Origin of the sequence: uncultured Rikenella sp. (assembly GCF_948810725.1) — a bacterium.
In the GTDB taxonomy this organism is placed as follows: Bacteria; Bacteroidota; Bacteroidia; order Bacteroidales; family Rikenellaceae; genus Rikenella.
Genome location: NZ_CAQIVA010000016.1, coordinates 1 through 12,433 on the forward strand (window position 1 = coordinate 1; position 12,433 = coordinate 12,433).

Genomic DNA, 12,433 nt, shown 5'->3' on the forward strand with positions numbered 1-12,433 from the left:
CGATTTTGCTCACCGCAAAACGAGTGAAATCCCTCTTTAAGCGGGCGGGCGACGGATTTTTTGCGCACCACTTTTTTTTCGCGCGCCTGTTCTTTGTCCGCGCGCCTTGCGCGATTCAGCTATATTCGGCTACCGCCGAAATAGTTGAATCGCTTCTTTAGGCGTTGGCGCGCGTTTTAGTTTGAGGGTACTGCGCTCGGGCCGCGCGGGCCCCACGTCCCGTGGACGGGAAATGCTGGCGCATTTCAACTGGCCGCCTCTACCCCTATTCTCTGTCCGCGCGCTGGCGGAAATCTTATTCAAACGCGTGTTTCGCGTTTGAATAATTTCCTTTTCCAGCGATCGCGCGCGGTTAGGCTAAGAAGGAATCGTAACGGCCGCCCGCCATGACGCAAACGCGTCGACCGGGCGGGCCGGGCGGGCCCGCAGTGGGCAAGGGGCAGCCTCGGCCCAAACCATTCCACATCCGATCAACTCCTTAAAACGAACCTCGGCCCGGGTGCTTATGCTCCGAGATATAAAACAGCGCTCTCTTCCGGATCCGAAGATCGAAAGAGAGCGCTGAATCATTCGTAACGCCACGCGACCTGTTCCGAACGAAGCCGCCGCGAATCAAGCCGAGACGCGCTCCACCCGGACAAAACCCGGTCGCCGGACTACCGCGAAGCCTATACCCACTTCACCAGCGCGAAATCCATCCGGTGCGGCAACTTCGGATTGCGAGCGAACACTCGAATCGCCACATCATACGAACCCGCATTCTCCGGCGCCGAACTCAGTTTATAGGTCACCACGCTCCCCTCGACCGCCGTCCGTTCGAATTCGAAGGTGTTTTTAATCGAAATCTTATTGTGATCCTGTCCCTCGGTAATCTGGTCCGCGATAAGCAATTCTACGCCCACATCTTCCGGCAAAAGGCCGTCGACATCCACCCGCACCTCCAGGTTGTAAGATTCGCCCAATTTAATCGCCGTATGGCCCACGTCGAACTGTTTGAAGTCGAGCACTCGCACTTTGTCCCAATCGCGACTCACGCGCCGTTTCCAGGCCGCGATTTCGCGCGCTTCGGCGAAGTTGCCGGCAATCATCCGTTCATGCCGGGCGAAGAGCTTCGCATAGTAGCGGTCTTCGTAGTCCTGCATCATCCGGTTGGTGGTGAACTGCGAAGCCACCTCAGCCACGCATTTCTTGATGGCCGCCACCCAGCCCACCGGCAGGTTGCTTTCGTTCCGGTTGTAGTAGAGCGGTGCGATCTGCTCTTCGATCGTCGCATAGATCAGCTCGGCATCCATTTCGTCCTGATAGCGCGGATCGTCGAAGGTCTTTTCCATCGGCAGCATCCACCCGGCCCCCTCTTTGTACCCTTCGACCCACCAGCCGTCGAGCACCGAGAAGTGGAGCACGCCGTTCATCACGGCCTTTTCGCCGCTCGTCCCCGAAGCCTCCAGCGGCCGCGTCGGGGTATTCATCCACACGTCCACCCCCTGCACCATCCGCCGGGCGAGCTCCATGTCGTAGTTCTGGAGGAAAATCACCTTGCCCAGGAACTGCGGCATTTTCGAGACTTCGACGATCTTTTTGATAAGATCCTGTCCCGCTTTGTCCGCCGGGTGAGCCTTTCCGGCAAAGACGAACTGTACGGGCCGCGTCGGGTTGTTCACGATCCGCTCCAACCGTTCGAGGTTGGTGAAGAGCAGGTGCGCCCGTTTGTAGGTAGCGAACCGTCGCGCGAAACCGATGGTCAGCACATCGTTCTTCAGCGACTCCTGAATCTGGACGATCTGGCGCGGCGAGTCGAACCGGAACTGGATCGGGTCGGCCACGCGGCTCCGGATCTTCTTCATCAAGCGTTCCTTCAGGAAGAGACGGATGTCCCACAGCACCCGGTCGTCGATCTGGTAGACTTTATCCCAGTTCTGCTTGGAGTAGTCCCCGTTGCGGAACGATTCGCCGAAAGCGCTGTAATACAAATCCTTGAGTTTCGTCGCCGCCCAGGTCGGGAAGTGCACCCCGTTGGTCACATAGCCGATGTGGAGCTCGCAAGGCAAGTACCCCGGCCAGATGTCTTTCAGAATCTCTTTGCTCACCTCGCCGTGCAGCCAGCTCACCCCATTGACCTCCTGCGACATGTTGGAGGCGAGGACGCTCATCGAGAATTTCTCGTTCGGGTCGTTCGGATTGGTCTTCCCGAGGTTGATGAACTGCTCCCAAGTGATCTTGAGGCGGTCGGGATAGTGCGACATGTACTGCCGGATCATATCTTCCGGGAAAGCGTCATGCCCGGCCGGCACAGGCGTGTGCGTCGTGAACAAGGAGGAGGAGCGCACGCATTCCAGCGCTTCCGAGAAGCTCAGGTCGTGCCGTTCGATCAGGTCGTGCACCCGTTCGAGCCCGATAAAGGCCGCGTGCCCTTCGTTGCAATGATAGACATCGCCCTCGATCCCCAAGGTGTTGAGCAGGCGAATCCCGCCGATCCCCAGCAGGAGCTCCTGTTTGAGCCGGTTGTCCCAGTCGCCGCCATAGAGGTGGTGGGTAATCGACCGGTCTTCCGGCAGATTGAGGTCGTGGTCGGTGTCCATCAGGTAGAGCTCCGTCCGCCCCACGTCGCACCTCCATATTCTGGCAATGACTTTCCGCCCCGGGAAATTGACGGTCACGGTTTTCCAGTTCCCCTCGGCATCACGCACGGGGGTGATCGGCAGGTTGAAGAAGTCCTGCGGTTCGTAGCTGGCCTCCTGATCCCCGGCCGCCGAGAGCCGCTGGGTGAAGTAGCCGTACCGGTACAAGAGCCCCACCCCGGTCATCGGCACGTTCTTGTCGCTCGACTCCTTGAGGTAGTCGCCGGCCAGAATACCGAGACCGCCGGAGTAGATTTTCAGTGTATGGTGCAGACCGTACTCCATGGAGAAGTAAGCGATTTTCGGTCTGGCATCGTGCGGTTTAGCCGCCATATAGGCCTGGAAATCGGCGTAAACGGCATCCATCCGTCCGAGGAACTCCTGGTTTTCGGCCAGCTCGCGCAAGCGGGGCAAGTTGAGCCGGGCGATCAGGTCGATCGGGTTGCGGTCGACTTTGTTCCAGAGCTCCGGGTCGATCGATTCGAAGAGTCGCCGGGCAGGGTCGTTCCACGACCACCAGAGGTTCTTGGTCAGCACTTCGAGCGGGTGCAACCGTTCGGGCACCGAACTTTCGACCATCATGCGGGTCCAGTTGGGCCGGCTGTCCACCACCAGTTGGTGGCGCATATAACTGATTTGTTCATGGGTGGCACCCCCGTCGATTTGCGGTCGGGTGTCCCGTTCTGCTGCGTTTTGCAGCGCGGCGTCGTAAAGCTCCATATAATGCGTGTAAAGATTCGACCAAAGTGCCGTCCCGGCAATCTCTCGTGCCGAGGAGCGGTGTTCGTTCATTTCGCCGTCGCCCATCGCGGCGTAGTTTCTCAAGGTGGCGGCAATGGCGTTCATCACTTCGTCGCCGTTGGCGTCGTCGCGGTGAATAACGGTCACCCCTTTATGCCCGTCGGCCGCATACTGCCGCACCCACAGGCCGAAACCGGCCAGATCGGTGGTCACCGTCGGCACCGAGAAAGCGATGCTCTCCAGCGGGGTATATCCCCACGGTTCGTAATAAGAGGGGAAGACGGTCACATCCGTCCCCACGAGCAGTTCGTAGTAGGTTTTGTTGAAAATCCCGTCGTCGCCGTTCAGATAGCACGGCACGAAAACGGTGTGCACCCGATTCCCCCGCCCCAGCAATCCCCGCGCCCGCAGGTGGTTGACGACGGGGTCGTTGTCCGGATCGCCCAGGTAGTGGGTGGCGTTCAACGCTCCGGCATGATCCACCCCGGCGTCCCGATGTCCCGCCAACACGCCCTGCAAATCCTTCCGTGCACCGTGGTTCCAGCCGGGAACCAGGATGTAGGCCAGAATGTCCCGAGGCAGGGTGTCGTCGTTATTGAGTTCGCCGAGCGAGTCGATGAATTCGTCGATCCCTTTGTTCTTGAACTCGTACCGGCCGCCGATCGAGACAATGAGCGGATCGTTTTGCAGTTCGATTCCCAAGGTCGCCCGGGCCACGCGGATCAAGGCGTCGCGCCCCTCCCGCCGTTTGGCCTGGGCTTCGGCCCCCTCCCACACGAATCCGTTCTCGAACCCATTCGGGGTAACGGTGGTCACGTCGGTATCGAGCAGGGCCCGGCATTCGTGTGCGGTAATGGCGCTGACGGTCGAAAAGCCGTCGGCCTGATGCGCTCCGACCTTCTCGATGGAGTGTTTGGCCACCACGCCGAACCGCCGGGCCATCTCGTCGCCGTTGTAGGTGTCGAGCCCGCTGTACAGCGGCAGCCCGTTCCCGGCGATGGCCCGCCCGGTCACGGTGGCATGGGTGGTAAAGACGGTCGCCACTTCCGGCATGGCTTTCCGCAGGTACAAAGCTCCCGAAACGGTTTGCCACTCGTGGAAATGGGCCACCGCCCGCTGCCGCGGCCCGAACCGATAGTTCAAAAAACTTTCGATGGCTTTCCCGGCCACGTAGCCGAAGAGGACGGGTTCGACGTAGTCCCACTGTCCGGTGATGGAATCGACCTGATAGTCTTCCCACAATGAAGCGAGCAGCTGATCTTTGCGATTGATGATCACCGAGAAATTGACGAGCACGGCGATCGGGTTCCCTTTGACGTTTTTCCAGCGCCCGACGCGGACGCGGAGCCCCTCTTCCCGAGCCATCCTCCGCCAATCGCGGAACAGGTCGGGGTCTTCCTGAAATTCGGCGTTATTGCCTTCGCTGGTCAGGTCGGGCCCGATGACGATATAACGGTCGTCGCCGAATTGTTCGATGGCGGTCAGGGCTTTGGTTCCCACCACGGTGTGGATGCCGCCGACTTTGTTGCAGACTTCCCAGCTGACTTCGAAAAGCAGGTCGGGTTTCTGTCGTTGATGTTCACTCATAGGATTTCGGTCGTTGATTGCCTTTGCGATCGTTGTCCGATGCGTATTTCCGACATACGCAACGTGCCAAAGATAGTGTTTTTAGTCATTCTGACAAAAATGCGCTACGGGCGGTTCAACGCACGATATTCGGGTAATAGCGGATTTCCGGCCGGGTGCCGGGATGTTCGGAAAGGATAACGGCGGCGATATCGATCTGTATCTCGTCCACGATGCCGGAACAGGCCAGATAGCGTTCGGCTGCGGCGGCGATGCGGCGTGCTTTGGCGGGGGTAACGGCGGTCTCGGGTGCGAAATCGACGTACTGACAGCGGTCTCCGGTACGGGTTTTGACTTCGATGAAGTGGTAGCGGCGGTCTGCCGACCGGGCGATCAGGTCGATATCGGTGGCTCCTCTTCCTGCGCGAGGATCGCGCCATCGCCGTTCGAGAATCTCCCAGCCGCAGGCGATCAGGTAGTCGGCTACGAGGTTTTCTCCGGCGATTCCGGTGTCGAGGTGCGAGGTATCTGCCATTCGAAGGAGGATTAGATCCCGGTGTTTTTAGTTTTGAGGGAGGGATACCGGGATAAGAAGAGGTGCTGCTTGGGGTAAAGCGACTGGTTCGTGGGGTAATTCAGGGTAGAGGCGGCCGTAGGGCAGAGGCGCCGATTCGAGTGCCGGGCGGTGCGCCCCGGGCTACCGCCATCGGGATACGGGGGCGTTAGGCGTTGTTGGTAACGGTGGTTACAGCTGGTCGTCGACGATCAATGGCAGCAATGGTATCTATTTAGATTTCAATGCGACGTGGTTTCATTCCGGCATCGCGAATTTCCGCGGCCACGGTTTCCAGTTGCGTTGCCTCTTGGAATAAACAGGACTGAGCTGCTTTTAATGGCAGCCGTGACCTAAAAACCGGACTGCCTCTACCCTACCCTAAAACTAACCCAAGCAACGGGCAACGTCTACCCTATTTCAATTTGACTTTGCGGCCGGACGCCCGGGAGGTACGGCAACTCTCGACGCGTGAGCGGCGTGTTGCGGGCCTCCCGTGGGGAGGCGCCGGCCCGCGCGGCTCTGCGAGCCGCAACTACAAGGCCCCATTCACCACTCCATTCTCAGAAATTCGTCCTCGGCGCGCCTCCCCCGCGCCGCTAATGCGTCGCTCTCGCCAAGGACGGCGACCTAAAGGTCGCAAAAGTACTATCTATTTATCTTCGGCCGCAGCCAGCGGAGAACGAATACGAAGCGCAAGCGGAGTATTTCGGGCCTCCGCATCCGGGGGCTGCGGGCCGACCGTTACCACGGGGACTGAGCTACTCGCTCTCGGCCCTAAAGTAAAGACCAAAGCTCGGCCAACAGTTCAGTCCAACCCACAGTCCAAATCTCAGTCCCAAGCTCGACCCAGCGTGGCGGGAAAACCGTAACCGATTTTCCCGCCCGAAGAACAGACACGACCCAAAGCTCGCTCCAATTCTCCACCCCGTGTCCGCCACACTGCGGCTCCGCTTTCGCTCCGCCGCGCTTTTCGCGCGCCTTGCGCGATTCAACTATATTCGGTTATCACCGAAATAGTTGAATCGCTTCTTTAGGCGGGGCGCGCGGCTTTGGCTACAGGAGGGTACTGCGCTCGGGCCGCGCGGGCCCCACGTCCCGTGGACGGGAAATGCTGACGCATTTCCACTGCCAGCCTCTACCTCCGTTCTCTGTCCGCGCGCTGGCGGAAATCTTATTCAAACGCGAACAACGCGTTTGAATGATTTCCTTCTCCAGCAGTCGCGCGCGAATCGAGCTTTGTCCCACCTCAAACTGTTCTCTTTGTGAACAAAGAGAACCAGAAAAACTTTAGACGGATGCTTGCGCATCCTCAAACTGCCGGCGGCCTTAACCAATGCGGCAGCCTCGCCCTAAATAACAACCGCCTCTACCCCAACTCACACACAGTAGCCCCGTCACTTCACATGCCACGAACCGCGCGCCTTGACGAACGTCCGCTTGTCCTTGTACTCCCGCCCCTGCTGGAAACCTTTGCAAAGCCCAAAAGGCGTGATATCCCGCTCCTCGAACGTAAAAGCACACTCCACAATCCCCTCCTCCGAGAGCGTGCGGAACTCGTCGATCCGCACCGGAGCCATCCGACACACCGGCACATACGCCTCCCGCTCCGTGGAACGCCCCCCGTCCACCATCGCACGAGCCTTTTCCGACAACCGCACATCGATCACCGTCCGCCAGGTATTCCGATCCGCCACCGCCACCTCCGCCAGACCCGCATCGATCAATGGCCCGTAATGCTTCCGAATATACCCCTTCGAATCCTTGTGATTGTCGCCCGTCAGCACCACCTCGCCGATCCGCATCGGCGCATAATACGGCATACGGAACTCCGCCTGCGCCGCAATCTGCTCCAGCGCCCCCTCCGCCGTCAGTTCGCTCGAACACGAAACGAACCCTCCCCAACAAACGGCCAAAACCAAAAACCTTCGGACACCTCGTCCTACAAATCGATCAAATCCCTTTAATACAAACATTTAAACTCCTTTCCGCGTTCGTTCTCCCCTCTCCGTACCCCCGCACCCGGTTCACAAGATAACTATTTTCCAATTAAACGCCGCTCAACTCTCCAGAATTCGGACAATATCCTCGCGCAATTTGACGAACAACGGACAAGTCCGATACCCCGTATTGCTCTTCAGCAGTTCGTCCACGTCCGAGAGCACGTTGTTGTACGAGCTCAACTCGTTGTTCAGCGGCAACCCCTGCCGTGAACTGCCCAGAATCTGCCCCACCGCCATCTTCCGCAAAGCATTGCAGACCGTCCCCACCAGCGTAGCCACCACATTGTCCAACAGCGTATGCCCCTGCATATAGAAATGCGTCTCTTCCGGCACCACCCCCCGGCTTCGGAGGTAGGTGTCGAACTCTTCGACCTCGGCCACCCGCTGCTTGTGTTTAGAACGCAACACGCGGAGCCGTTTTTCGACCTGTTTCTCCAGCCACTCCAACGTGTCCTCGCCGTTATCTTCTACATTCACGAAGTTGATTTTCACCGCATTCCGAAAATCGGCCAGCGTAAAAATCGTCGGTCGATCCACTCGCGCCGCATAGGCATACCACAGGAAAATGGGATAGATAATCCGCGAATATTCGGCCATGAACTCCTCGAACTCGAAGATATGAGTATCTCGCTTCGTCGCCCGCACGCACACGGAGTGCAGCGACGGCGGATAACAGAGGTAGTTTTCAATGGCGTAGGTATAAGTTTGCAGCAGATACGGCGTCTGATTCACCTGTTTCGACCGTTCGCAGAGTTCTCCGAAGAGGTAGTCGAAATCGGAATCGACACAGAGAATCAAGTGTTTACCCGCCTGCGGAATGAATTGCATCACGACCTTTTTCCCTTTGGCCAGATCGTTTCGGGCGGGAGTCGAAATTTCGAACCTGCGATCCGGGGTTTCGAATTCGTCGAAAATAGCCCGCCAGAAAGGGATATCGTCATACCCCTCGACATAGACCATGACGCGATTCCGCTTATGCAGCAGCGACGAGGCCGCCAGATACTCGGACGTGATATTTTGTACTAATCTTCTTCCCATAATGTTCCACGTGAAACATCTATTTTCGTTCGAACCGGCCGCCTACAACTGCGCATTGCCCGCCGCCCGGAAACGGTCGTAGACCTTCTCGCCCGGAAACTCGCGAGCCACCATATCCACCTTGTCTTTCGGCACGTCGCACAAGTCCAGGATCAACATCGCATCCAGCGCATCGCCCAACAACGGATCCACATTGAATCCCATCACCCGCCCCCCGAGCTGAAGGTACTTCTTCATCAACACCGGCATCCCCTGCCCCGTCGGTTCGACATCCCGAATCAGCTTGTCGATCTCCTCGTCCGACCGAATCCCCCGGATCAGAGCCGCCTCGACCACCGGTCGACCCAACGCCCGCACCCCGTTTCGAGGCACGACGTATTTCGCCAGCTCCGCATTCCAGTGGTTCGCCCGAATATAGTCGACCAACAGCCACTTCGCCGCCATCGAATACCCCCCGGACATCCCCACCGGCCCCATCAGGTAGCGATACGAAGCATTCCGCATCAAGACCTGCAAAATCCCGCGCCACAACAGCAGCAACGTCTGCGACCGCCGCTGATACTCCTGTACGACGAACGAACGCCCCAGCTCGATCGACTGCCGCAGGACATCCTGCAAGTGGTGCGAAAACTCGAACGACCGGTAGGTATAAAAACCCTCGAATCCCCGTCTGTCCAGCAGCACGTCGCCGAATCCGATGCGATAAGCCCCCGTAATCGCCCGGTGTTCCGCGTCCCAGACAAAAAGATGCAGGTACAGTTCGTCATGCGCATCGCCCTCTGCCGGTCGCAAAGCCTCTTCGTCCGCCTTGCGCGAATCGGCCTCGCGCAGCCGGACAATCTCGCGCATCGTCAGCGGAATATCTTCCGCCGAAGCGCAGAACAGACACATATCTCCTACCCGAATCAGCATACATCGTGCCGCAATTCGATCGAGTTCGCCCCCCAACTCCGTCGGATCCGCCCCGGCAAACTCCTCTCTCGCCGTTTTCGGCATCCGCCCTCCCCGCCTCTTCCGCCGCATTTTGAGCCGCGCCAAGGCCTCTCGCCGACGTTCTTCCTCCAACTCCTCGTGCATCGCCGCCTCGTCCACCAGCACCGACCGCAGGCAATAGACATTCGCCCGCAGAAAATCGCCCACGACCGCCAAATCGCCCATCTCGCGCAGTCGCCGGGCCGGAATGCCCGAACCGAAAACCACCGCCACCGAACGTCCCCGTTTATTGGTCAGCTCCAACGGTAGCCGCATCGTCTGCAACATAGGATGAACTTTCCCCAAAATATGAAAAATCAAGCTGTTATGCCCCTCTATATAGGCCGGAAAAACCGGCACCCCCGCCTGACGGACGAATTTGATCATCGACGGCGCCCACGGTTTGTCCTCCACCTTTTTGAATCCTTTTTGGAAGGTAGACACTTTTCCCGCGGGAAAAATCACCAATGGCGCCCCGCCGCGCAAGTGTTCGACCGCCCGTCGCACCTGCGAAAAATTCCGCCCCTTTTTCGCATCGAACGGGTCGATCGGCAGGAAAAAATCCCGCAACGCATCGATCCGACTCAACAGGAAATTCCCGAGAAACTTAACATCGGGCCTCACATGCGCCACCAGAGCCATCAATAACAACCCGTCCAACGCGCCATACGGATGGTTCGCCACAAGGATGAAAGGCCCCTTTTTCGGAATCAGGTTCAATCGCTGCCCGTCCGCCTCGATCGTCACCCCGAGCCGCTCGAGAATCTCCTGAGCGAATTCCACCCCCGTTTTGTCCGACGCTGCACCGTACAGTTCGTTGATTTTATTGATACCCAGCATCGACCGGGCGATCTTGACGATCACCTTATTGAGCACTGTGGTATAGGGTATTCCGAGGTCGGAATTTTCCACCAATTTCTTCATATCCCGATCATTTTCAAATTTTTAAGCAGGCGTGTGTTCCACGTGGAACACTCCGCTCCTACCGCCCGAAATAGACGAGCAGCACGTTGATATCCGCCGGCGAGACACCCGGAATGCGCGAAGCCTGCGCAATGGTCAAAGGCCGTATCCGGGTCAGCTTCTGGCGCGCCTCGATCGACACGGAACCCAGCGCATTGAAGTCGAAATCGGCCGGAATCCGAATCCCTTCGAGCCGTTTCATCTTCTCGGCTACCATCCGCTCCCGTTCGATATACCCGGCGTATTTGACGCCGATCTCCACCGCCTGCTCCGTTTCCCGCTCCGCTCCGATCTCCCGCAGACAGGCGCCGAGAGCCGGCGAAGCCCCGGCTAATCCCGACAGCGTAACTCCCGTCCGCAACAACAACTCGGCGAGCCGTTTCCGCTGCGTAATCGGCGACTCGCCGACCGAAGCCAGATAACCGTTTATCTCCTCCGGCGCCACCGTCGTCTCATTCAGATAAGCCGCCACAGCCTCGATCCGTCTTTCAGAGGCCTCGAAAGCCTCCCATCGCTCGTCCGAAACCAGTCCGACTTTCCGCCCCAAGGGGGTCAAACGCCGGTCGGCATTATCCTGCCGCAACAGAATCCGATACTCCGCCCGGCTGGTGAACATCCGATAAGGCTCGTCCACCCCTTTGGTCACCAGATCGTCGATCAAGACCCCGATATAGGCCTCATCGCGCCCCAGCACGAACGGCTCCTCGCCCCGCAAAGCGAGCACGGCATTGATCCCCGCCATAAGCCCCTGCGCCGCCGCCTCTTCGTAGCCTGTCGTACCGTTGATCTGACCGGCGAAATACAAACCCGCCACCCGTTTGGTTTCGAGCGTATGCCGCAATTGAGTCGGCGGAAAGTAGTCGTATTCAATGGCATACCCCGGCCGATAAATCTGCACATGCTCCAGCCCCTCGATCCTGCGCAACGCCTCGACCTGCACCTCCCACGGCAAGGAGGAGGAGAAGCCGTTCAAATAGTATTCATTCGTCGTCCGCCCTTCCGGCTCCAAAAAGAGCTGATGCTGCTCCTTATCCGCAAACGTCCGCAATTTGTCCTCGATACTGGGACAATACCGTGGCCCGCGGCCGCGAATCACCCCTGTGAAGAGCGGCGAACGGTCGAAACCGGAACGCAGCACCTCGTGCACCTCTGATGAGGTATATACCAGATAACAAGGCAATTGCCGCTCCTTTTCGATCGGCCGCACGGAGGGCAGAAAGGAGAATTTCTCCGGTTCCGCATCGCCGTACTGCGCCTCGATCCGGTCGAAGTCGATGGTTCTCGCATCGAGCCTCGCCGGCGTCCCGGTCTTCATCCGATCCGCCTCGAAACCCAGACACTGCAACTGCTCCGTCAGCCCGTAGCTGGACATATCCGCCGCCCGTCCTCCCGCCGCCTGTGCCGTTCCGACGTGCATCAGGCCATTGAGAAACGTCCCGTTCGTCAGGATCACTGCCCGTGCCCTAAACCGGACTCCGAGCTGGGTAACCACCCCCTCTACTCTACCCCCATCCTCCGAAACGAGCAGCTCCGTCACACTGTCCTGCCACATGTAGAGCCCCTCCGTTCCGTCCAGCACTCTGCGCCACTCCTGCGAGAAGGCATATTTGTCGCACTGCGCCCGCGGACTCCACATCGCTGCTCCCTTCGAGCGGTTCAGCATCCGGAACTGGAGCGTCGTTTTGTCCGTCACCACTCCCATCTGCCCCCCGAGCGCATCGATTTCGCGCACAATCTGCCCCTTGGCCACTCCTCCGACCGCCGGATTGCAGGACATCTGGGCCACTTTCCCCATATCCATCGTCACGAGCAGCGTCTGCGCTCCCATCCGGGCCGCCGCCACTGCTGCCTCGCATCCCGCATGCCCGGCTCCCACCACAATAACATCGTATTCGAATCGCATATCTTCTTCCTTAATTATAGATACCCGTATTTAGCTACCGACTGGAACTGCCGCTTTTTGGAAAAAGCGGCACCAA

General features: G+C 58.7%; 6 protein-coding genes. All 6 read right to left on the bottom strand.

Annotated features, from left to right (window positions below):
• Positions 1 to 668: 668 nt before the first annotated feature.
• Positions 669 to 4,946 (bottom strand): alpha-glucan family phosphorylase, encoded by a 4,278-nt coding sequence (glgP, locus tag Q9S52_RS06190; RefSeq protein ID WP_304708509.1) that lies wholly within the window; start codon positions 4,944 to 4,946, stop codon positions 669 to 671.
• Between the two features lie 115 nt (positions 4,947 to 5,061).
• Positions 5,062 to 5,460, bottom strand: a complete 399-nt coding sequence (locus tag Q9S52_RS06195) for a YraN family protein (protein WP_297623811.1) — start codon at positions 5,458 to 5,460, stop codon at positions 5,062 to 5,064.
• A gap of 1,415 nt (positions 5,461 to 6,875) precedes the next feature.
• Positions 6,876 to 7,394 (bottom strand): hypothetical protein, encoded by a 519-nt coding sequence (locus Q9S52_RS06200; RefSeq protein WP_300400403.1) that lies wholly within the window; start codon positions 7,392 to 7,394, stop codon positions 6,876 to 6,878.
• Between the two features lie 144 nt (positions 7,395 to 7,538).
• Complete coding sequence (locus Q9S52_RS06205) at positions 7,539 to 8,519, bottom strand: DUF4435 domain-containing protein (protein ID WP_297623805.1); 981 nt, start codon at positions 8,517 to 8,519, stop codon at positions 7,539 to 7,541.
• A 42-nt stretch (positions 8,520 to 8,561) separates the two neighbouring features.
• Positions 8,562 to 10,415 carry a lysophospholipid acyltransferase family protein gene (locus Q9S52_RS06210; RefSeq protein ID WP_304708510.1) on the bottom strand — a complete coding sequence of 618 codons (1,854 nt, stop codon included), beginning with the start codon at positions 10,413 to 10,415 and terminating at the stop codon, positions 8,562 to 8,564.
• Positions 10,416 to 10,473: 58 nt separating this feature from the next.
• On the bottom strand, positions 10,474 to 12,357 hold the full coding sequence (gene mnmG, locus Q9S52_RS06215) for a tRNA uridine-5-carboxymethylaminomethyl(34) synthesis enzyme MnmG (RefSeq protein ID WP_304708511.1): 1,884 nt from the start codon (positions 12,355 to 12,357) through the stop codon (positions 10,474 to 10,476).
• Positions 12,358 to 12,433 lie beyond the last annotated feature (76 nt).

Excerpts from the sequence above, each read along its gene's own strand:
- glgP (WP_304708509.1), bottom strand. The coding sequence starts at position 4,946 with ATGAGTGAACATCAACGACAGAAACCCGACCTGCTTTTCGAAGTCAGC.
- Q9S52_RS06195 (WP_297623811.1), bottom strand. The coding sequence starts at position 5,460 with ATGGCAGATACCTCGCACCTCGACACCGGAATCGCCGGAGAAAACCTC.
- Q9S52_RS06205 (WP_297623805.1), bottom strand. The coding sequence starts at position 8,519 with ATGGGAAGAAGATTAGTACAAAATATCACGTCCGAGTATCTGGCGGCC.
- Q9S52_RS06210 (WP_304708510.1), bottom strand. The coding sequence starts at position 10,415 with ATGAAGAAATTGGTGGAAAATTCCGACCTCGGAATACCCTATACCACA.
- mnmG (WP_304708511.1), bottom strand. The coding sequence starts at position 12,357 with ATGCGATTCGAATACGATGTTATTGTGGTGGGAGCCGGGCATGCGGGA.